The organism is Flagellimonas sp. S3867, from assembly GCF_014698935.1.
Classification (GTDB): Bacteria; Bacteroidota; Bacteroidia; order Flavobacteriales; family Flavobacteriaceae; genus Flagellimonas.
Genome location: NZ_JACVMN010000001.1, coordinates 1,532,907 through 1,557,008 on the forward strand (window position 1 = coordinate 1,532,907; position 24,102 = coordinate 1,557,008).

Consider the following 24,102-nt stretch of genomic DNA (forward strand, 5'->3'; position numbering starts at 1 on the left):
TGATACTGACATTTTTTATACATTTATCATATGAAAATTTCATTTAATGAAGCATTAGATTGAAATGTCAGTTACAAAACCAAAAACTAACAAACTACTCTTAGCGGAATTCAAAAAGGGCAATAAAAAAGCTTTTAAAAAGCTATTTGAACTTTTTTGGGAACCTATGTTCATCAATGCCAAATCCATAGTTCTTGATGAGGATGTAGCCAAGGATATTGTACAGGAAATTTGGCTGAATTTGTGGCAAAAAAGAGAACATAGCACCATCAAAAATTTCGAAGCCTATATTTTTAGATCTGTCACCAATGGTTGCTTTAAGTATTTGCGCGACCATAAACTTAAGACCACCCATCTTCAAGCTATAGAAGCATTGGAACTCCCCACGGAATCCAATGTTGAAAATCAGCATAACCTAGACCAGACCCAATTCATTATAGAAAAGTCGTTGACAGAATTACCTCCCAGATGCCAACAGATATTTAGGCTCAGCAGAATGGAAGCAGCCAGCAATGAAGAAATTGCAAAGCGTTTGGGCATTTCAAAACGATCTGTGGAAAACCAGATGTCCATCGCCTTAAAATCCATTCGGCAAAATTTAAGACTGGCCCAGTCCACGTTAACTTCCTTCTTTATTTTCCTCACCCTCTTTTAATTTCTTGGCTAAAACAAAGGTTTTGGCTTTCCTGTGAATCATTCCAAATTGTTAAAGAAATGTTAATATAAAGAAATTCGTGTGAGTTCCCTACACTTTGCGGTTCATTAGTATATAGCGCCGAAATATGCAAGAGCAAGAATTTAAAAAATTATTGGACAAATACCTTAACGGGACCATTTCTAATGAAGAACTGGAACTATTGGAAAAGTTCAAGGAAGAACTCGACAAGGTCAATAAAGACCCTCATTTTAAAAACGAGTTACATAAAACTGCCATTAAGGAGTCTTTGTGGGCATCGATCAATACACAAACCCGTGCTTCCAAGCAGAGAAAGTCGATTCTTTGGAAAGTGTCAGCCGCAGCAGCTGTGTTTATTGGTCTATTGGCAACGGGCTACTTCTATCTACAAAATAATACATCGAATACCAATCTTATAATACCGGAAAACGCCATCACCCTTCAACTCGAAAATGGTGAAACGAAAATCATTAATGAGGACGGGCAGGTAGAGATTTTAGATGCTAAAGGCAATGTAGTTGGACAACAAGATGGGAAACGTTTGAAGTATGCCAACACCGATTCTAAAAACGAACTTGCCTACAATACCTTGAACGTGCCCCATGGAAAAACCTTCCAACTTCAGCTCTCCGATGGCACAATTGTACATTTGAACGCGGGATCCTCGATTAAATATCCCGTTCAATTTATTGAAGGCTCAAACCGACAGATCTCTGTAACTGGTGAAGCATACCTCGATGTGGCCAAAGATCCTGCACGTCCATTTATCGTAAACACCAATGGATTGAACGTTCGTGTGCTTGGCACACAATTTAATGTTTCGGCATACCCGGAGGATGAAACAACCGAGGTTGTACTTGTTGAAGGCTCGGTAAGCCTATATACTGCGGAAGAAACCTATGGTTCAGAGAAAAATGTATACCTAAAGCCCGGATTTAAAGGGAGTTTGGACAAGGCCAATAATAATATCGACACTTCTGAGGTCATTACCAGTTTGTACACTTCATGGATCAATGGTAAACTGGTTTTCAGAAACATGACTTTCAAAAATATATTGAAGAAGTTGGAACGGCATTATGATGTGGTTATAGAAAACAACAATTCAGATTTGACGCATGAGGAGTTCAATGCAAATTTCGGTAATGAACCAATAGAAGACGTACTCATGGAATTAAAGGCCAACTATGGAATTGAATATACAATTTTAGATAATCAAATAATTATTGAATAACTACCCAACAACTAAACTTTAAAACAGTATCGCCTATGAAATGAATCCAGCAAGATGTAACCAAACGCTAAAATGATTACTTCTAATATGGGTCGAAAAAGGCCATAAAAAAATCGGAAAATGCTACGAACATCTTCCGATTGGTAGTAGTGATCAACCTAAAAAGATTAACCACATTTAACACTATAAAAGTATGAAAAAACTTCTTAAGCTTACAAGAAGCCTATTTCCAGTATTTAAATATGATCTAAAAATGAAACTCAGTACGTTGTTCATCTTGGCTGCTCTCTTTTCCATGCAGGCCAATGATGCCTACGGACAACGTGCCAAAGTAACACTGGATTTGAACAACGTTTCCGTTGGACAATTAATAGATGAAATAGAAAGTAAAACCGAGTTTGAGTTTGTCTATAAAATCAAAGACGTAAACATAGACCGGATCGTATCGATCAAAGTGGATCGGGAGCGTATCACCAATGTGCTCAACAAAGTTTTTCAAAACACTGAGACCACATTCAACCTCAATGATCGCCGAATTTATCTGGTGAAACGAACAGAGCCTGAAAGTACTTCCCAACCAGAGGAATCCAACTTGGGAACCAAAGTCCAGTTTTCGGTAAATGGTACGGTTACGGATGAGGGTGGACAGCCACTTCCAGGTGCCAGTATCATTGAGCAAGGAACCACTAATGGGGTTAGTTCAGATTTTGACGGAAACTACACCATAGAGGTTTCATCGGGCAACGCCATACTTGAGGTTTCCTATTTGGGGTATTCCACACAAGAAATCGCTGTTAGTGAACAAACCGTCGTAAATGTTCAGCTGCTTCCAGATGCTGGAAAATTGGAAGAGGTGGTCATTATCGGGTATGGATCCACCACCAAGGAAAAGTTCAATGGAGCTGTTTCCAAAGTAGACAGTGAAGAGTTGAACAATTATTCTTCAGCGAACTTTGAGCAAGCGCTTTCAGGTAACGTTTCGGGAATACAGGTTCTTGGAAATGGAAAAAATCCAGGTGAGAATTCGGTAATTCAGATTCGCGGACTCAACACATTGACTGCGGGGACCAATCCATTGATCGTGATAGATGGCAATCCCTTATCTGAAGGGTCTTCCTTTAGTTCCATCAACACCCAAGACATCGAATCCATCAATATTTTAAAAGATGCAGCATCTGCTGCAATTTATGGTTCCAGAGCTTCCAATGGAGTTATTCTGATTACCACAAAAAAAGGAAGACAGGGTAGCCTGAAAGTTACTTATGACACCTATTACGGTTTTCAAGACCGAATTGACAATTTCGAATTGGTCGATGCGTATGATGCGGCTTTGTTTGATTCTGATTCCAGAAACTTTGGATACGTTTCAGGAGGTCCTGGACGAAGTATTTCCGATGACAATGCTACCCGTGATGCCAACGGAGGGGGCAAACGAAGTAGGATTCCAGGGTACCTGCAAGGCTATTTGGACGGACAGGCCGGCTTGACCAATACCAATTGGACAAATGCCGTATTCCGAAACGCTTCGCAGCAAAATCACTATGTAAACCTTAGCGGAGGGACCGAGAAAACAGATTACTCCATCTCTTTTGGATATTTAGACCAGGAGAACATTATAATGGATTCCGATTATAAGCGCTACACGGCCAATATGCAATTGAATTCGCAAATAAGCAAACGCATTCGGTTTGGGGTAACCTCAAATATTTCTTTGGTGAATTCAAACCCAACAGGTGAAGCAGGTTGGTCCAACTATGGATTGGGTGTCAAGGCACAACCAGATCCCAGTTTTTCAATAATATTGATGCAACCGTACTATCCAATCCGAAATTCAGATGGGACTTTCGCCATCGCTAATCAATTGCATGACAATAATGATAATTGGGATGGACCTATCTCGGAGAATACTGTGGCGCAAACCTCACTGACCGACTTTTTTGAACGTCGCTTAAGGGTATTTGGAAACGCTTATTTGGAAATTGAACCTTTGGATGGACTGAAATTCAAAACTTCTTTGGGAGGTGATTTCAATTCCATTTTCACTGAGTTCTTTGCACCTTCCAATATTGGAAACTACCGAACACCGGTTGCAAACAACCTTACACAAGCTTTTGAAAACAACGCAAGAAGGGAAAACTATATTACAGAGAACCTTCTAACCTATACTCGAACTCTGGACAAGCATAGCTTTGATGCATTACTTGGTTTTAGTTATCAAGAAGAAAGCTTTTTCAACACAAGATTACAGAGCAATAATTTTGCTGATGACAACCTTCGGAATATCTCTGGGGCGACCAATCCTTCCGCAACAGTTCGCAGAAGTAAACGGGCGCTTGAATCTTATTTTACACGTTTACAATACGATTATGATGGACGCTATTCCCTTTCTGGTTCTTTTAGAAGGGATGGTTCATCACGTTTCGGAGCAAATACGAAATATGGAAACTTCGCATCCGTTTCCGCAGGATGGACATTAAGCAATGAAAGCTTCTTCCCTGAAGACGGGCTTGTAAGCTTTACAAAACTAAGAGCAAGTTGGGGCCAGACCGGTAATAACCAAATTGGTGATTTTGGTTCTATTGCTTTGATTGAATCTGATAACTATGTTATAGATGGTCAATTGATTCCAGGTGCCTACACAGATACCTCGCCTAATCCAGATTTATCTTGGGAAACCAATTCTGCCCTTAATATTGGTTTAGATTTAGGATTCTTGGATAACAAAATTTTGCTTACCGCAGAGTACTATAAATCCAAAACCACGGACCTCTTGTTGGAAGTTCCGGTACCCCAGCAGTCCGGATTCTCAGAATCTCTTCAGAATATTGGAGAGTTGGAAAACAAAGGATTTGAATTTGAAATCCGTGGAAATAACTTCGAGGTTGGTGATGTCAGGCTTAGTTTTAATGCCAATATTACCAGCAGTGATAATGAGGTATTGGCCTTAAGTGAAGGCCAAGAGCAAATTATTCAAAGCAACGGAGGTATGGGCTTCCTTACCAAGGTCGGTGGAAGCATTGCTGAGTTCTACGCCTATGATATTCAAGGTGTGTTTCGAACCCAGGCCGAGATAGATGCGGCAACTGTAGCTCCTTTAGCAGGCACAGAAGTTGGGGATTACATAGTTAGAGATGCCAATGGGGACGGTCAAATAACTCCAGATGATAGGGTGACCCTTGGCGATTACAATCCTGATTTTACCTATGGTTTTGGTTTTAACCTAAACTATAAAGGATTTGATTTTAGTGCTCAATTTACGGGTATTGAAGGTAGAAAAGTCTCCGATAGAATGGTATACTTTGCCGAAAGTGGAGAAGGCTTTTTTGTGCCTACCCAACATTATTTTGACAATTATTATTCTGATAGAAATCCAAATGGCGTTTTTAGAAGACCGGATTTTTCAAGTTTTTCTTCGGCAGGAAGGTTGACAAGGTCGTCAAGTCTTTCTGTATATGATGCAGATTATTTCCGTTTAAGAAGCCTGCAATTGGGATATAATTTCGAAGAAAGCGTTACGGAGTATTTAGGAATCGATTTTCTTAGACTTTACCTAACTGGAAACAATATTTTCAATAGCACCAATTTCAGAGGATATAATCCTGATGCTTTGGATACTAGAACCAGTGGTAATCAACAGACATTGACTAGAGGTTGGATTCAGTCAGCAAGCCCTTTGACCCGCTTTGTTGCGCTTGGATTAAACGTTAAATTTTAAACCGAAAACTGAACAAAATGAACTTTAATAAATATACATTTTTAATAGTTATCGTCTTCCTTGGGCTGTTTTCATGTGAAGACGAATTAGACATTGTGCCAATTACAGAAAAGGCATCCAATAACTTTTATTCTAACGAGCAAGAATTGGAAAGTGCCGTGACCGGTGTTTATGCTCAGTTGCAAAACGGTGGCCTTTATGGTCTAGACCTAATAGGTGTAGGAGAAATTTCCGCAGAAGATTCCTTTGAGGAAATTGCTGCTAACGATGGTGGCCGGTTTGGACAGTTGGATGATTTCTCGACAAACGCTGGCAATGATTTAGTAGGCGATATTTGGCGGGAATCCTTCAAAGGCATTCAGCGTGCCAATACCGTTTTAAATAGAATTACAGATATAGAATATGAAGACTCTTCCCTAAAAACGAACAGAATAGGTGAAATGAAATTTATTCGTGCTCTGTTATACTTCAATTTGGTAAGATTATATGGCGATGTGCCTTTGGTAACAACCGAAACCGAGAGTCCTTTCGATTTCTTTGGTCAAGGTCGTACCGCAATGGCTGAGGTTTATACCCAAATAGAAACTGATTTGAACGATGCCATTCAAGATCTTCCAGTTGCCAAAGCATCAGGGAAACCTGCAAGAGGCGCAGCTCAAGCTTTATTAGGTGATGTGCAACTGACACAAGGTAATTTCAGCAGTGCTTTGACCAATTTGGAGGCTGTTGTTAATTCCGCTGAATATGCATTGGCAGGAACCACTTCAGAAATATTCGGTGTGGCCAATGAAGGTAATTCCGAGATATTGTTCGAAGTGCAGTTCGCCAGTGGTTTTAATGTTGATGGTCAGCTAGAAGGTAGTCCTGCGGGTTCACAATTCCGTCCCTCCGGGACAACAGCAAATGCAAAAGGCCACAATTTACCAACCCAGGCTTTTATAGATTCATTTGAAGCTGGAGATACTAGACTCAGTGATTATGTGGCGGTAGATCCTGGAGCTAACCCTTTCTACTTTTCAACAAAGTACGAAGTGTCTGCGACAGGTGCCGATGACGGTGGTAGTGATCATCTAATCATTCGATATTCCGATGTCATTCTAAAGTATGCGGAAGCACTAAATGAGAATAGTCAGACCGCCGAAGCCATAATACAACTGAATGCCATACGCTCAAGAGCCGGTTTAGCCGCCACAACAGCGACCACGCAGGCCGAGGTTCGAGCAGCGATTCGTCAAGAGCGTCGTTTTGAGTTTATCGGAGAGGGTCATCGTTGGTTTGATTTAAAAAGATATGGGACAGCGGTAGCTGTAATGAACGCTTTCTTTGGCAGTACAGGATCCATTGTAACCATAGATGCCAATAATTTAGTACTTCCAATACCACAAAGTCAATTGGATACTGATTCATCTATAACTCAAAACCCAGGATATTAAACAAAAAACTAAGTGTGGAATAAGTATTAATTCTTATTCACTGAATAGCGATAGTTAGTTTGAGTTGGTTTATTTTAATTCAATTGGGGGGATTTCATCCCCCCTTTTATTTATTTTAATAGCATTGCTAGCAAACTAAATCATAAAAAACATCATATGAAACGTATTTTCTTTTTTGCCCTACTTCTAATATTGGGAAGTTGTAAAAACAACAAAACAACAAATGAAACTTCCATTGCCGAGAAAGCAACACAAGTATCTACCATTCAAAATAAAATTGCCAATCTTAAAGATTCAAAAAACAAAGAAATCATAGTGGTAGCACATAGAGGAGACTGGCGCAATGCTCCGGAAAACTCATTGCAAGCTATTCAAAATTGTATCGATATGGGTGTAGATATGGTCGAAATTGATATTAGGGAAACCAAAGATGGCCATTTGGTACTAATGCATGACGAGACCATTGACAGAACCACCAATGGAAAAGGATTTGTAAAGGACTGGACATTGGATTCGTTAAGAACACTACAATTGAAAGATGGTTTAGGGGTGCCCACACCACATAAAATACCAACGCTCGAGGAAGCACTTTCGACCACTAAGGACAAGATTTTGGTGAATCTGGACAAAAGCTATAAAATTTTTGACAAGTGCTTTCAAATTGTGAAACTTACAGAAACCCTCGATCAGGTAATTATCAAGGGAACAAAGACAAGGGAACAAGTTGAGGAAGAGTTTGGAACCTATTTGGACCAAGTTTATTTCATGCCAGTAGTTCGACTTGCTAAGGGCAGCAATCTTGTTGTAGATGATTATTTAAAAAACAGGAAGCCTGTTGCCTTCGAATTCATTGTGCCAAACGACACCACCGGGCTAAACACGTATTTTAATGAACTCAGAGAAAAAGGAGCTGGCGTATGGGTTAACTCTCTTTGGCCCAAACTGAGCGGAGGACATGATGATGAAAAAGCCGCAATGGATATCAATACCTATCAATGGTATATCGATAACAATGTTGATATTATTCAAACGGATCGTCCAGAACTTCTATTGGAGTTTTTAAGACGTAAGGGTCACCATAATTAAAATGAAAGATGATTTCAAATTCCGAATTAATCCTAAATCCAGACGGTAGTATTTTCCATCTTCACCTAAAACCAGGGCAGGTTGCTGATACTATAATTTTAGTTGGTGACCCTGGACGCGTAACTGTAATCGGGTCGTTTTTCACGGATGTTGAATACAAAATAGCTAATAGGGAATACGTAACCATTACAGGAAAATTCAATGAAAAAAGAATCACCGTCGTTTCAACAGGGGTAGGAATTGGGAACATCGATATCGTAATAAACGAGTTGGACGCCTTGGTCAATATTGATTTTGAGACAAGGGAAATAAAGAAAGAGAAACGAAAACTGGAATTCATTAGAATTGGCACCTCAGGGAGTCTTCAAAAAGATATTACAGTCAATTCTTATGTCATTTCCGAAAAGTCCGCTGGGTTCGATAATCTTCTATATTTCTATGAAGATGAAAGAAAAGTAGTCAATGAGGAGTTCCTCAGATTACTACGGATTGTAGTGGGGGAACATTCTATATTCTTAAATCCATATGTGGTAGATGCTTCTGAAAAACTACTCAACCAGTTGAACAGTAAAGATACGTTTACGGGAATCACTGTAACCTCTCCAGGTTTTTACGTCCCACAGGGCAGGGAGCTACGTCTTTCAAAAAAAATGAAAGACATCAACCAAAAGCTTTCCGATTTCGAATATCATGGTCATAAAATCACCAACTATGAAATGGAGAGTTCTGCAATGTACGGACTCGCTAAAATGCTTGGACACGAAGCAATCACCATTTGTTTGATAATTGCCAACAGGCTCAACAAAACAGCCAACGAAAACTACCAGAAGAAAATGAAAGAGCTTATAACATATGTTCTGAACAAAATAACCGACCATGCATAGTAAAAACCTCCAAATTCTTGCTGCAGTACTGTTTATATTTCAAATAGGCTGTAATTCCAAGGTGGAAAACACCAACACAGACCAGCAAAAAATTACTTTGGCAGATTCTAAAAAAAAACTAGAAGCATGGCAAGAAGGTTATTTGGATATTCATCATATCAATACGGGAAGTGGCGACGCGACCTACTTTATCTTTCCGGATGGCACTACCCTACTTTTTGATGCCGGGAGTATGGACAAAACAGGTTTCGAAAAAAAATATGCTCCATTAAAGGCCACTTCTCCGGTTCCAGATAACAGCAAATCAACTGCGGAATGGCTATTGACTTATATCAAAAATGTCACTCCAAAGGCACATCAAGATACAATCGACTACGCTTTAATTTCCCATTTCCACTCCGATCACTATGGCAGTTTGATGGGTTTAGGAAAAGAAATTCCATTTGGTAAAATCATAGACCGGAATTCTCCTGATTTGGATTTTCCGGTTAATCTTAAAACATATTTAAAAGATGATGATATTTTCCAAAGCTATCTTTCATTAATCACAAATGAAAAAGTGTCGGTTGAGGCATTGGAAGTAGGGAGCAAATCGCAATTACATCTGTTGAACGATCAAAACGCATTTCCAGGTTTTTCTATTCGTAATATAAAATCCAATGCAACCATTTGGACCGGTGTTGACAATACTACCATGGAATATTTTACCGCAGAAGACATGACCTCTTTTTACAAAGGAGGTTATAATGAAAATCCGCTGAGCTTGGCATTAAAAATATCTTACGGAGATTTCGACTATTTCACCGGAGGTGACAATACGGGCCTGCAAGGATATGGCCTTCCCCAATGGTTTGATGTGGAAACCCCAATAGCAAAGGTGGTAGGCCAAGTGGAAGTTACCACCCTTAATCACCATGGAAACCGTGACGCCACAAACGAATTCTTTGTAAACACATTAAATCCCAAGGTCGTTATTCAGCAATTATGGTGTTCCGACCATCCCGGACAAGAGGTATACCAACGTTTGATTTATCAAGATAAAGAAACCATGGAAAGGGATATTTTCTCTACCAATATGCACCCTGAAACATTGGTTACTTACGGGCCATGGTTCAAGGATAACTACAAAAGTCTGCAAGGTCATATTGTTATTCGTGTCAACCCAGATGGCAATACCTTTATGGTCTATATTTTAAATGAGGGCACAATGGGCCTAAAGAATGTATACGGTCCCTATCAGTGCAATTAAAAATCTATTTGTAAAACTTGAACTATTAATCGTTCTTCCTAGGCTTTAAGATGAAGGAATAAGAATACTGGGCTGGTTTAATGGTATATTCATCATGTACTAATCTTCCCCAAGAGGTATCTCCTCCTACACCCATTTGTTGCAAATCGATATTCCATTGTACGTTATCACCAATTTTGATATCAGCTCCGTGTTTTTTGGTTACAGGTACTAATCCAGAGGCTGAAGCTGCACCATCTTCGTCGGAGTTAAAGTCCAACTCTGATATGGAAAAAGGCCAAACGCTTGAATTTATCAATCTGTCACCGACAACTTTAATGGACAGATCTTGTGAGGCCACTTCCATCCAACGCACATCGGTTTTATTCCCTGTTTCCTGTGGTCTAGAATATCGATGGAACTGTTTATTTACTTCTCCAGAATAAAGCCCAGTTTTCATTCCAGTTTTTCTATCCCAATAACTCTCTTCTGGACCATTTCCGTACCAAGCTACCTGATCATATCTTTTGGAAAGGGTAAGATACATTCCCAATCTTGGAATATTTGGCAAATCTTTTTGATTTGGAACAAAATCATAAACAATCTTTAAACTTCCATCCGAATCCAACGTAAAAATAGTATTGACATTGGCTTCATTATTCGGTAGTGTGTACCCAACCTTAAAAGTCACGTCACCATCTTTTGTTTTGAACGGAGGAGTTACAAGTTTTGCTTGATAATTATAGGTCGCATCTTGCCATATTTTTGCCCATCTATCCATACCGTTGCCCAGGTCATTATCCGTAGGCGGACGCCAAAAGTTTGGTCTTATGGGTTGATTGGTTATTTCAGTTCCTTTATATACCCAAGAAACCAACTCACCGGATTTTGCGTCAATCTTTAACTGAGTCTTATCATTCTTCAATTCAAAAGCCGCTTCCGAAGTGATTATCTGTAGAGGATTAGCTTCGAGTTTATTTTCAATCTGGAATTGCCCTTTCTGAAGCACGAATTGGTCCCAAGCAATTTCGTATCCCTTCGGGATAAGATGAGAGCCTTCTTTTTGTAGCAAGCTTACCTCAACGATGTACTCCTTTTTTGGCTGATAAGCATTGGGCATCTTATCAATACGAATACGACTGGACTGCTGTGGTCCAACTCCAATTTCGATATTGTTCTCTTCGTTTTCTAAAACTCCATCCACCAAAATTCTGACCCTAATTTCTTTATCAGAAAAATCTGTGAAGAAATTTTTATTTTCGACCCCGATAACACCATTTCCCTTATAGGTAAAATGAACAGGTTCGTATACTTTTTTTACTTCCGCCAAATGCGGATGTGAATTACGGTAAGGGTCTACAAGTCCGTTGTTCAAAAAATTGCCATCAGTTGGCAAATCGGCATGATAATCGTGCCCATAGGCCAGGTAGGGCTTGCCATTTTCATCTTTATATTCCAAACTCTGGTCCACCCAGTCCCAGATAAAACCACCCTGGAGGTTAGGATACTTTTCAATAATATCCCAATAGTCCTGTAAATTTCCCACTGAATTTCCCATCGCATGGGCATATTCAATCATTATAGAAGGTTTATCGGAATCGGATTCTCCATGGTTCACCAAATATTCTGGCTTGGGGTACATGGGGCAATATAAATCGGTGTAATCTTCCTTACCGGCAGGTTCATATTGCACAATGCGGTTATCATCCTGTTCTTTTAGCCATTTATAAGTGGTCCTAAAAATATTCCCTTCTCCGGCCTCATTGCCCAAAGACCATGAATAAATGGAAGGATGGTTTCTATCTCGATAATACATCCGTTGGGTGCGCATCATATGTGCAGGTAGCCAACTCATCTCATTACCGATTTGTGTTTTCTCATCAATAGCCAACGGATGGCTCTCAATATTGGCCTCATTCACAACATATAATCCATATTTATCACATAAATCTAACCAATATGGATCATTGGGGTAATGTGAACTCCTGACCGCGTTGATGTTGTTCTGTTTCATTAATTGAATATCTTTCTCCATAGATTTCCTTGAAACTACATGTCCGGTGGATGGATCCGTTTCATGGCGATCTACGCCTCTAATGTAAATGGGTTTCCCATTGATCAGTACTTGTGCATTTTTGATTTCGACCCGTTTAAAACCTACATGATTTTTTATGTAACTATTGTTTTCAGGATTCTGGATATCCTCCAATACTATATGAATTTGGTATAGATTTGGTGCTTCGGCCGACCATTGCCTTGCATTTTTGACAAGGTGATCAAACGTAAACTGATTTGTATCGTTCTTGGAAATTTCTACCTGCTCTGTTTTCCTATAAATTGATTCGGTTCCATCAAAAAGCTCCAGAACAAGGTTTCGTTTTACATTTTCCTCGGATTGATTTTCCACATGAATCGTACTTCTAAAAATGCCATCGGAATAGGTTCCATCCAAATTGGTATAGGAATGATAATCTGAAATGAAGACCTTGGGACGGGTATACAGATAAACATCACGTTCAATTCCGCTCATGCGAAGCATATCCTGACTTTCCAAATAACTGGCATCACTCCACCGGAACATTTGCAAAGCAATTAGGTTTTTACCTGGATTTAAATATTTGGTTATGTCAAACTCCGTCGGAGTCTTGCTCCCTTGGGAATATCCAACATATTCGCCATTGATATAGACATACATCGCAGATTTTGCCCCTGCAAAATGAAGAATCACATCTTCTTTTAAAAACTCCTCCGATAGTTCAATCGTTTTGCGATAGGTTCCAACTGGATTGTAATCTTGAGGAATATTGGGCCATTTTGTATCAAAAGGATACCGTTCATCCAAATAAATCGGATGGTCGTAGCCTTCCACTTCCCAATTTGCGGGTACGGGAATGGTTTTCCATTCACTATCATCAAAAGTTATATTTTGAAAAGTGACCGGTCTATTTTTAGGGTCTTTTACAAAGTAAAACTTCCATTCGCCATTCAAATTCATAAATCGTCGGGAATCTCCTCTGTCTTCTTTTTCAAGAGATTCCAAACCAAAAAAACTAGCTCGTGGTGGAAGCTTGTTCTCCTCAAAAATTTCGTGGTTATAGTGGTACGTTTGTTCTGTTACTTCCGCTAAATGTTCTTTTTTGCAACTGAACACTGCACATAGTAAAAGGCTTAAATATAAATATCGCATCGAGTTGTTTTTAGATTGAAATTTGCATGAAATCTTCTGCAAACACTTTTCTTAAATAGAAAATCAGTTCTTGGGCATTTTCTAAAGAAAAAACCATAGGAGGTTTTATTTTAAGGACATTGTGGTCAGGGCCGTCTGTACTCATCAATATACCATGGTCCTTCATCCGGTTGGCCAAATAATCGGCCTTATCACCTAGTGGATTCATGTTGGCATCCACCAATTCAAATCCTAAAAAGAGTCCTTGTCCCCTTACATCGCCAATAATGGGAAATTCTTTGCTTAATTTTTCCAATGCTACTTTGAGGAAATTCCCAACGCTAAGGGCATTTTCTTGTAGTTTTTCCCTTTTTACGATTCTAAGCACCTCAGCACCAATAGCACAGGACACCGGGTTACCCCCAAAGGTGTTGAAATATTCCATGCCGTTGGCAAACTTTTCGGCCACTTCTAGGGTACAGGCCACGGCAGCCAACGGATGCCCATTTCCCAAAGGTTTACCTATGGTAACAATATCAGGAATCACATTGTGCAATTGGAAACCCCAAAACGTTTTGCCCATACGACCACAGCCCACTTGAACCTCATCTGAAATGCAAAGTCCACCCGCTTTTCTGATATATTCGTAAGCCAAAGGAAGAAATCCTTCTGGGAGCTCAATCTGTCCTCCACAACTAATGATAGGTTCTATGATAAAGGCCCCAACGCCTCTACCTTTCGAGTGAATGGCATTAATTTGATTTTGTACTTCTTCGGCATATCGTTTTCCTGTGTTTTTATCTCGATGTTTACCTCTATATGCATCTGGTAAAGGGAAAATATGGGTATGTTCTGGTGCACCAGCCCCCCCTTTTCCATCAAATTTATAGGAACTGATATCGATACACATATTGGAATTTCCATGATAGCCCACTTCCGAAGCAATAATGTTTTTTTCACCTGTTACCGCCTTAACCATGCGAATGGCCAATTCATTTGCCTCGCTTCCAGAATTCACAAAATGAAGTACCGATAATTCCGAAGGAAGTGTCTCCAATAGCTCTTGGGTCAACGCATTGATGTTGTCGTGCAAATAGCGAGAATTGGTGTTAAGCAAAGCCATTTGTTCTTGTCCAGCTTTGACCACGGCATGGTTTTCATGCCCCACATGGGCTACATTATTGACCGTATCCAAGTATTTTTTTCCATATTGATCAATTAAATATTGACCAGAGCCGCGCACCATTTTTAAGGGTATTTTGTATTGAAGGCTGAGGCTTTTCCCTAAATGTTTTTTTCGATAATCGATTACGGATGAATCATCGGTCCTTTTTGGTTGTTTTAGACCTTCCAACTTAAAAAGGTGATTTGGGTCGGGACACAAGTCTTTCCAAACAGCTAACTGATTGGGATAAGCCACTCCGGGAAAATCATCTTTACACCCGAGCATAGACAACATAGTTTGAAAATGTAAATGGGATACCCAATTTCCATTTTCCGGAAAATCTCCTAAAATGCCGATACGCTCTCCTTTTTTTATTTGGTCCCCTACTTTGTTTTTTGTTGCACTTTCTGGGGATAAATGTCCGTAAAGGGAATAAAATTCAAGTTCTTTTAAACTATGTTTTAAAATGATAAGGCCACCGTATTCTTTATCTCCAGCATCATTCGTTGCGGTAACAACCTCCCCATCAAAAAGAGCATGGACAGGAGTGTTTTTTGGCAACCAAAAATCAACTCCCAAATGTACCGCCCTGCTTTCACGTCCAGAATTTCCAACTTTATCGTAAGAGGAAGAGGTATATAATGCTCTGGGCTCTAAATATCCACCAGCAATAACTTTTTTGGGATGTTCTTTTTGAAGTCTGTCAAATTTAAACTGAAGCAGTTCCAAATCATTGAACTCTTCCTGATGGCCAACCCACAGACTGGAAACACTTAAATCTACAGGAAACACTCCATTTTGTGATACCGTAGGGAACAAAGCATCCAGCATAAAGGAATTTTCCTTTGCCCAGCGATTGAACATCTCTTTTTTGGGATGCGCAGCGAAGCCACAGGCTTCTCGAAAACTGTAGTGGGCAAAATCCGCATTGATTTGAAACCATTTTTTAAGTACTTCCCAAGCTGGTTTTTCACTGATCAATAAATAGGTGTTGTCAGGCTCTTTAATTTTGTTCAAAGCTGATTTTGTCACCGAAATTGCCAACCGCATGGCAATGGCCGCATATAGGTGCTCCAACTCTTTTTCCATCAACGGAAAGGTTGAATGATATCCTCTTACAATAGGTAAAGCTGCATCCAAAGGATCAGTATGGTTCATGATCGCATAGGCGCAAGCAATGGCCACGTCATTAATAATTTGTGTATAGATTGCATCCCCATAATCAATAAATGCATTTACCTTTGGATTCACCAAGTCTTCGGAAACAATAATGTTATTATCGTTTGCATCATTATGGACGACAGATTTTCGCAGCTTGGCGTATGAATCAAGATTTTTCTCGAACTGTTCTATAAAAAATGAGAGTATTTTCTTTTCTTCCTTATTGAATAAATCAAGATGTTGTTTGATCCACAATGCTTGGGCAATGTCCCATTCAAAATTACGCTGTGCCTGAGGATGATCAAATCCCTGCAAAGCGGTCGTCAATAATCCACATTGAGCACCTAGGTTAAAACGCAATTCATCCAACTGAGGGTTGACCTTGCTCCAAATGCGGCCGGGAATCCAACTGAGTAGACGAACTTTTCTACTATTTCCATTTTGGTCTGTATATTCGCTTATAGCCTTTCCATCTTTGTCCTTGATTACCAAGGGAGAAAGTAAATATTTACCCTTCTTTTCAACATATTGCAGTAATTGTTGTTGGTAATTGAGATAAGTTTCATCTTCATCTGTACGGGAAACTTTCAAAATATACCCTTCACCTCCAGCTGTTTTGATTCTAAAGTTGAAATCAACTTCGCCTGGTAAAGAAGAAGCGCTTCCTTCAATAGCATACAACTGCTGTAAAATATTTTCTGCCTTTTCGGGTATGATTTTCAGTGTCAAATATTCCATTGATTACTTCTCGCTTGTCAATAACATTAATATATGGGCAGCACTCCAACTAAAGTTTGGGGCATTAAGTCCCTTACCTGTCAACGGGTGGTAATTTTCATAAATAGGTGAACCTTTGTCCAATAGTCCTTCCGCACCATGAAACAGTTTTACGGTCACATCATCTGCTTCCTTATTAAAGCCATACTTGCGTAAGCCCTTAATTCCGAAGTAGGCCTGATCCAACCAATTAGGGCCTCTCCAATATCCTTTTAACGGGTTGAACTTTGGATGATCGGCAGACATGGTCTGAAAGGGCACCTTTACATTGAATTTGTTGGGGTCCATCATTTTGATTATTACCGCGTCGGCCTGTTCCTTGGTTGCTGCTTCGGCCCAAAGTGGAATCCAACCTTCGCTTCCTGCTCCTTTTATAAAAGTATCGCCTTTTAGATTGGTATCATAAAACCATCCATCTTCCTTATCGAAAAATTGTTTTTGGATGTGCTCTTTTAAAATGGATGCATCGCTCTTCCATGTTTGGGTCTCCTCGTTTTTGCCCAAGACTTCCGCCAAGGTGGCCATATATAACTTTTCTGCGTAGAGGTATGCATTCAGATCTACACTTTCTTGATCAAGAGAGAACGCATTTTCTGAATTCTTCAGGATTTTGGAATTATCGAAACGTATGGCATTGTCCATTCCGCTTTCCCATTTAGCTGCAATAATAGTCCCGTCCGTTGATCCATATTCGCATAATCCATCTTGGTCATGATCGCGCTCTTCAAACCACCAATTGTGATATTTTTTCAATTTTGGATACATTTCTTTTACAAAACTGGTATCCGAATCTTTTTCCATTATTTTAACCACTGCCCATGCAGAAAGTGGAGGCTTGGTATCTCGATAGTTATGGGCTTCGATGGTGGTATCTCGATACACGCAATCCACAATAAACCCATTTTCGCTCTGAAAATCATACATGGCCCTTATCTGGTCTTTTGCCAATTCAGGATTATAAAGTGAAAGTCCCACGGCGTGTTTCCAAGAATCCCAAGACCAGAATCCATGAAACCATTCGTAATGATAGCTTGGAAAGAGTCCTTGATGCTTCAATTCACCTGCCGGAATTCTCCAATTGTTCTGCAACGTTAAATGTGCTTTGGAAAGTAGTTGATCATATATACTATCCTTAAAATTCTCCTTTCGATTTGAACACAAGCTTGTAATTTCACTTTCCTTTTCCACCTGTCGGGCATTTAAAAGCGCGTTAAAATCAACTTTGGAAATTATTTCTTGTTCATTTTTCCATGAATATTCAGGAAAGATAAAAGTCTGTGAAACCAAAAAGGATTTGGAAGTTCCAGGTTCTAAAATAAAATATTCTGTGTTGGACCTGTAAGAATTTCCATTCTCTACAGAAATATCCATTTCTTCACCCAAAAATTGCACATATCCAACAGCATCGCTTTTGCTCGACACCAATTTTAAGAAATTGTCCTCAGTTGAAACTGTGACTCCAATATCAAAAAGTTCACCTGCATAATTTGCCTTAAGGGTTATTGGGTCTTTAGATTTATTGGTGACAACGGTGCGCTGAATTGCGGTATGGCCTGATAAAAAAACCAATTGTTGCCAAACACCCAAAACCGAATTGGTGAAAACTTGTTCTAAATGACTCGAGTAGCTTTTTTGGGCAACCAAAGTGCTTTTCCAATCTATTGTCTTGTGCCCATTATTTGTGGTAAGTTGAAATTGTAAAAGATTAGGGCTTGACCATACCCCATTTTCTTGGGTCATTAAAAACGGTCCGGAAAATCCTGCACTTTTGATGGTCTTTGGCATGCTATAGCCAAACCAAGCGCCTTGGTCCGAAAACATCAACATATTTCTATCACGTGGTTCGGTCGGTGATCCCGTAAAACTCAGTATGTTTTCTGCAATGGCCGTATGACGTGGATGATGCGCACTCTGTTCAACCTCCGTTTGTACGCAGTTACATAGTAAAAAAATCAAAAATAAATAAGGGAATATTTGTTTGTCCATGGATTATCTATCATATAAATGACTTCGCCAATTACTGACGAAAATTCTTTCAAATACTATACGAACGATATGATAAAACACAACGAAAAGAAAAACGTTGTTCCTTTTGGACACGGCCAAAATACAAAAAAAACCATTTTAACAAGAGCTGCTAAGTAAAATCGTTGTTAATTCATACATTTAATCTTGTATTTTTTCAAAAGTCATAAAATAATTTTGAATAGATTTAAGGGAACGGGATTGTAACCAACATTCATAAAAACAGAGACCGATCGCACTTTAAAATCTATTTAAAGATCAGCCTTTAGCCTAAACTACTTTGGATTCAAATTCAATTTTACAGGAGATAAAAAATAAAAATCGGTTTGTCTACAAAAAGTTTTTTGAGGACACCTATGAAGAACTGATCCATTATGCCAATAGTTATCTTTTCGACCAAAATTGGAGTGAGGATATTGTCCAGGAGGTCTTTATCTACATCTGGGAAAAGGCTGACACCCTTGAAATTAAAACTTCGTTTAAGGGGTACCTATATGCCATGGTACGAAATAGATGCCTTAACTTTTTAAAGACCATAAAAATTACGGATGATGCCAAAGTCCTGGACATGCAATCCATGATCAGCACGGATTATGACTTAGAATTTTTCTCAAACGACGACCTAAAAATTATTCATCATCAATTATTAAAAGTGGTCGAAGGACTGCCTACCAAAATGCAGCAAATCGTAAAAATGAGATTCATAGAGAACTATAAGTATGTTGACATAGCTGAAGAACTAGGAATTTCTGTCAATACGGTAAAAACACAATTGAAGCGGGCCAAATTAAAAATAGCCCAGCAAATGGCCATGATAATTACTTTACTTATTACTTAATAAACAGCTGTTTTATTGAGGATTTCACTTTTTCAACACTTCCATTTTAAATTTTCATCATTTTTTTGTCACCCTTTTTAAGATTTTGATTGTCTTATTAAAAAGTAAGCGAAAATTATAATGGAGTTTAAGTTAATTCTCAAGAAACTAAACAACAACCTAACCCAAGAAGAAGAACAGATTTTCAACGATTGGATTTCTGAATCTCAAACCCACCTTACCTACTTTGAAAAAGTACAGGAAAGTTACCTCAATAAGTCGCCCAATCTGGTAGATATCCAAAAAAGCTGGAAAAGTGTCAATTCAAAAGTGAATTCCTCAAAGGGGGTAATTAGATACTGGAAATATGCGGCTGCGGCCGTTGTTGTGGCCTTGCTAAGCTTACCTTTTCTAATCTCCGAACAAAAATCAACTACACAACCTACAATCAATGTAGTGGACAATGTTATTGAAATTGGATCGGATAAAGCAACTCTAACACTTGAAGATGGTACTAAAGTGCCTTTGGAAAAAGGAAAAGCATTCAACACCCAAACACTCTCCAGTAACGGTAAGGAATTAGTGTACAAAACCAAATCGGAAGCTGCAAAAGCTATTAAGTATAACACACTTACCATTCCTAGAGGAGGACAATTTTATCTGGTACTTTCAGATGGCACCAAGGTATGGTTGAATTCAGATTCAGAATTAAGGTATCCTGTAACATTTGCTACTGATATGCCCCGAAAGGTTGAATTATTATATGGTGAAGCTTATTTTGAGGTTACTCCCAGTACCCAAAACAATGGCGCCCATTTTTTGGTGGCCACCCAATCGCAAGAAGTTGATGTACTCGGCACGGAATTCAACATAAGGGCATTCAAGGAGGATTCATTCATCGAAACCACATTGGTAAATGGCAAAGTAGCGATCAAAAATGAAGGGAATACCAACAACTTAAGCCCAGGTTACCAATCTAGATTGGAAAAAGAAAGCCATGAAATAAGTATAGTCAAAGCAGATGTGGATAACATAATTTCATGGAAGGATGGTCTGTTCAGTTTTAAGAACATGGCTTTGAAAGATATTATGACCGTGTTGTCTAGATGGTACGATGTGGATGTGGATATTATGAATGATGAGGCGGCAAAAGTTACCTTCAATGGTGTTTTTAACCGAAATCAAGATTTGGAAAACATTCTTTCCATTATACAAAATACGAACGAAGCGAAATTAACAACCAAAGGAAAAACAATTATGGTAGAATAAAAAAGGGGATGGAGCTTAGACCTGGACAATTTAAACTTCCATCCCCGAGTCGATCAATTAATTAAATATTAACTAACTAACGCAATCAAATTTATGAAAACAAAATTTGTTAGGCTACCTATTTTAAATAGGAATAGGCTATTACTTGTCATTATGAGGACATTCATTTTTTTATTTTGCATGACAACCTTTGGCTTTACGGCCAAAATTGGCTTCTCACAAGACAAAAAAATCGTAATCAAAGCTACTGAAGAGCTTACAGTGGAAGAGGTTTTTGACCTCATCCGGGAACAAACGGATTATTCTTTTATCTATAGATCCGATTTATTTACAAATGCCCCCAAGGTTAGGGTAAAAAAAGGCAAAACCAAAATAAACAACCTGCTTCAAAAGACCCTTTCTTTTGCTGATTTTGATTATCAATTATCGCAAGATGGGTCAATTCTTTTAACCAAACTGCCAGAACCAATAGTACCAAAAGTGGTTGAAGTGCAGCAAACCGTTTCAGGAACCGTGACGGACAAAGATGGTGCCCCGCTACCAGGTGCTAGTGTCAATGTCAAAGAAAATCCCACGGTGGGAACCCAAACCGATTTTGATGGAAATTATACCCTTGAAGTCGATTCAGGAAATGCCACGTTGGTATTTCGTTACTTAGGTTTTATAACCAGAGAAGTTGCCATTGGTAATCAGACAACCATTAACGTAACCCTTGACGAAGATGCCCAAGGTTTAGAAGAAGTCATTCTAGTTGGTTTCGGTACACAAAGAAAAGCGGAGGTAACAGCTGCTATTTCTTCTGTTGATATCGAAGAAATCCAAAAAATACCTACTGCAGATGTTGCAACTTCCTTGCAAGGGCAAGTTGCAGGTCTGAATGTGGCAATTGCAACCGGTGCTCCGGGAAGCGAGCCGATTATCAGAATTCGTGGATTGGGTACCATAGGTAACAACAATCCTTTGGTTGTTATAGATGGTATTCCAGGTGACCTCTCATATATCAATCCATCCGATATTGAAGACATCAGTATCTTAAGAGACGCTTCTGCAGCCACTATTTATGGATCCAGGGCATCTAATGGGGTTGTTATTGTAACCACCAAAAGAGGTAGAACAGGTGATCCAAAAGTTACCATCGGCTCTTATTTGAGCACGCAATGGTTCAGCAACAATGTTGATGTGGCCAATAGAGCACAACATGATCAAATTAAACTGGATGCATTCAATAATGCTGGTGATACCCCCGCACCCTATTTGACCAACGGTCAACAATATGCCGATTCGGATTGGGTTGGGGCCTATATTGATAACGCCTTTGAACAAAAGCATGACATTGGCATTTCTGGAGGAACCGAAAACATGAAGTACAATTTTTCCGCTGGCTATTTCGAAAATACCGGAACTGTTGTAAATACTGATTTTAACAGATTGAGTACACGTCTAAACATAGATTTCAATCTATTGGAGGGCCGTCTTAAAATTGCTCCAGGACTAAGTTACACAAGAGAAAATACCGGAGGAATTTTTGAGCCAATCGGAGGAGGAAATGCAAGTTTCTCCCCATTCTTACAGATCTATCAGCAATTACCGCACAAAGAGATTTTTGACTCTAGTACGCTTAATGGTTTTGCTGTTCCGCCGTCAGAACTTGGGTCTGGGAATCCAGTTGGTGAATCTGAACTTAACGATAGAGCAGATCAAGATGATTATCTGCAATTTAACGTATCGGCAACGCTGAAGCTTTTCGATGGGTTAAACTATCAATTCCAATACGGAGCAAATATTGAAAACACTCATTTTTCAAACTTCTTGCCAACCTATAATTTTGGTCCACAAGCAATCAATGAGAATCCATTCCTAACAGAAAATAGAGCACGTACCAACGAATGGACACTGAACAACACCTTGAATTATCGCAAATCTTTCAATCAACATGATGTTGAGGTACTTTTAGGAATCTCCCGCGAAAAAAGCGAGTTTAGATCAGTTGGAGGCACAAACAATGAATTGGCCTCCGATCAGTTAAGAGGTCTTAGTTCAGGTATTGGCGATGAATCGTCATTTGGGTTCAACTCAACAAGCACATTACAATCTTATTTTGGAAGGTTGAGTTATGATTTTGACGATAAATACTATGTACAAGGAAGTGTAAGGCGAGATGGTTCTTCCCGTTTTGCCGACACCAATAAGTACGGTAATTTTTATTCGCTCTCTCTTGGTTGGGCCGTTCATAATGAAGATTTTTTCAATTCAGATCTTATTTCCCAGCTTAAACCAAGGTTTAGTTATGGAACTTTAGGGAACCAATTGATTGGAGATCATTTATTCTTGGCTCGAATCGGTTCTGGAGGACAACAGTTGAACTATCCTTTTGGAGAAGGGCAAAGTCAATCTGTAGTTGTGGGTGCCATAAGCACCTCCCTACCTACCCCTGACATTCAGTGGGAAGAAACTTCTACAACCAACATAGGTGTCGATTTAGGTCTTTTGCAAAATCAACTTAAATTCTCTTTCGACTACTTTACTTCCAAGACTACGGATATGTTGGTGAACGTACCAATTCCAGCCACCTCTGGTATCACCACGTTCCCATTGACCAATGGTGGTAATTTGGAAAATAAGGGTTGGGAATTTTCAGCATCCTATAACAATGGTGTTGGAAACGACTTTACATACAGCGTAAGCGCAAACATCAGTGGTTCTACCAATGAAGTGACCCAATTGGGTGTTGCCGGAGAGGCTTTTACCGACGGATTTATCGAATTCAACAATTTCCCAACAACCCGCACCGAAGTTGGTGGCGAAATAGGACGATTCTATTTGTATGAAGCCAATGGTATTTTCCAAACACAGGCAGAAGTTGACTCGCATGGTGTTCAACCCAATGCAGCTCCTGGTGATTTACGTTTTGTTGACTCCAATGGAGATGGCACCCTTGATGATGATGACAAACAATTTATGGGCAGCGGTCTTCCAGATTTTGAATATGGAATCAATCTTAATGCTTCCTACAAGAATTTTGACCTAAGCCTATTCTTCCAAGGAACCCATGGAAATAATATTTTCAATGGTGTTCGAATGTGGCTTTACAGAACAGACAGACAGAATATGTCAGCTGACTTAGTCAATGCATGGTCACCACAAAATACAGGAAGTACTATTCCACGGAATATTTTTGGAGACCCTAACAACAACATTCGCCCTTCAAGTTATTTTCTTGAGGATGGGTCTTATTTCAGACTCAGAAACTTGCAAGTTGGTTATACATTCACTGAAAATGTGATGGACAATCTTCCAATTGACAGTTTGCGATTATACTTGACCGCTACCAATGTGTTTACCATTACAGATTATTCTGGTTTTGATCCAGCTTTGGGTAATGGAGGAACTTTTACAAGAGGTGTCGACAGAGGTTTCTATCCTTTGTCCAAATCCTTGATCCTTGGTTTGAACATTTCACTTTAATTAA

The 24,102-nt window shown here is 39.3% G+C and carries 13 protein-coding genes; 10 read left to right on the forward strand and 3 right to left on the reverse strand.

Annotation, left to right across the window (positions count from 1 at the left end):
• Positions 1–64: 64 nt before the first annotated feature.
• The 7 genes from IAG46_RS06855 (at position 65) to IAG46_RS06885 (ending at position 10,274) form a co-directional block, all read left to right on the forward strand.
• Positions 65–655, forward strand: a complete 591-nt coding sequence (locus IAG46_RS06855) for an RNA polymerase sigma-70 factor (protein WP_190809555.1) — start codon at positions 65–67, stop codon at positions 653–655.
• Positions 656–782: 127 nt separating this feature from the next.
• Positions 783–1,907 (forward strand): FecR family protein, encoded by a 1,125-nt coding sequence (locus IAG46_RS06860; protein WP_190809556.1) that lies wholly within the window; start codon positions 783–785, stop codon positions 1,905–1,907.
• A 193-nt stretch (positions 1,908–2,100) separates the two neighbouring features.
• Positions 2,101–5,622 carry a TonB-dependent receptor gene (locus IAG46_RS06865; RefSeq protein WP_190809557.1) on the forward strand — a complete coding sequence of 1,174 codons (3,522 nt, stop codon included), beginning with the start codon at positions 2,101–2,103 and terminating at the stop codon, positions 5,620–5,622.
• Between the two features lie 17 nt (positions 5,623–5,639).
• Positions 5,640–7,055, forward strand: coding sequence for a RagB/SusD family nutrient uptake outer membrane protein (locus IAG46_RS06870; RefSeq protein ID WP_190809558.1), 1,416 nt, complete (start codon positions 5,640–5,642; stop codon positions 7,053–7,055).
• A gap of 156 nt (positions 7,056–7,211) precedes the next feature.
• Positions 7,212–8,141 (forward strand): glycerophosphodiester phosphodiesterase family protein, encoded by a 930-nt coding sequence (locus tag IAG46_RS06875; protein ID WP_190809559.1) that lies wholly within the window; start codon positions 7,212–7,214, stop codon positions 8,139–8,141.
• A gap of 8 nt (positions 8,142–8,149) precedes the next feature.
• Positions 8,150–9,025 carry a nucleoside phosphorylase gene (locus IAG46_RS06880; RefSeq protein ID WP_190809560.1) on the forward strand — a complete coding sequence of 292 codons (876 nt, stop codon included), beginning with the start codon at positions 8,150–8,152 and terminating at the stop codon, positions 9,023–9,025.
• Positions 9,018–10,274: a ComEC/Rec2 family competence protein gene (locus IAG46_RS06885; RefSeq protein WP_190809561.1), complete on the forward strand. Its 1,257-nt coding sequence runs from the start codon at positions 9,018–9,020 to the stop codon at positions 10,272–10,274. The genes IAG46_RS06880 and IAG46_RS06885 overlap by 8 nt, the downstream gene beginning before the upstream one ends.
• A gap of 25 nt (positions 10,275–10,299) precedes the next feature.
• Here IAG46_RS06885 and IAG46_RS06890 read toward each other — a convergent pair whose 3' ends face one another.
• From IAG46_RS06890 to IAG46_RS06900, 3 genes are read right to left on the reverse strand one after another with little or no spacing between them, the layout of a single operon-like run.
• Positions 10,300–13,440, reverse strand: coding sequence for a glycoside hydrolase family 2 TIM barrel-domain containing protein (locus tag IAG46_RS06890; RefSeq protein WP_190809562.1), 3,141 nt, complete (start codon positions 13,438–13,440; stop codon positions 10,300–10,302).
• Positions 13,441–13,450: 10 nt separating this feature from the next.
• Complete coding sequence (locus tag IAG46_RS06895; RefSeq protein WP_190809563.1) at positions 13,451–16,483, reverse strand: aminotransferase class III-fold pyridoxal phosphate-dependent enzyme; 3,033 nt, start codon at positions 16,481–16,483, stop codon at positions 13,451–13,453.
• A 3-nt stretch (positions 16,484–16,486) separates the two neighbouring features.
• Positions 16,487–18,508 (reverse strand): trehalase family glycosidase, encoded by a 2,022-nt coding sequence (locus IAG46_RS06900; protein WP_190809564.1) that lies wholly within the window; start codon positions 18,506–18,508, stop codon positions 16,487–16,489.
• 319 nt (positions 18,509–18,827) lie between these two features.
• Between IAG46_RS06900 and IAG46_RS06905 the strand changes: the two genes are divergently transcribed.
• The 3 genes from IAG46_RS06905 (at position 18,828) to IAG46_RS06915 (ending at position 24,098) form a co-directional block, all read left to right on the forward strand.
• On the forward strand, positions 18,828–19,385 hold the full coding sequence (locus IAG46_RS06905; protein ID WP_190809565.1) for an RNA polymerase sigma factor: 558 nt from the start codon (positions 18,828–18,830) through the stop codon (positions 19,383–19,385).
• Between the two features lie 120 nt (positions 19,386–19,505).
• On the forward strand, positions 19,506–20,633 hold the full coding sequence (locus IAG46_RS06910) for a FecR family protein (RefSeq protein WP_190809566.1): 1,128 nt from the start codon (positions 19,506–19,508) through the stop codon (positions 20,631–20,633).
• A gap of 153 nt (positions 20,634–20,786) precedes the next feature.
• Entirely contained in the window at positions 20,787–24,098 is a 3,312-nt protein-coding gene (locus tag IAG46_RS06915; protein WP_190809567.1) for a TonB-dependent receptor, read from the forward strand.
• Positions 24,099–24,102 lie beyond the last annotated feature (4 nt).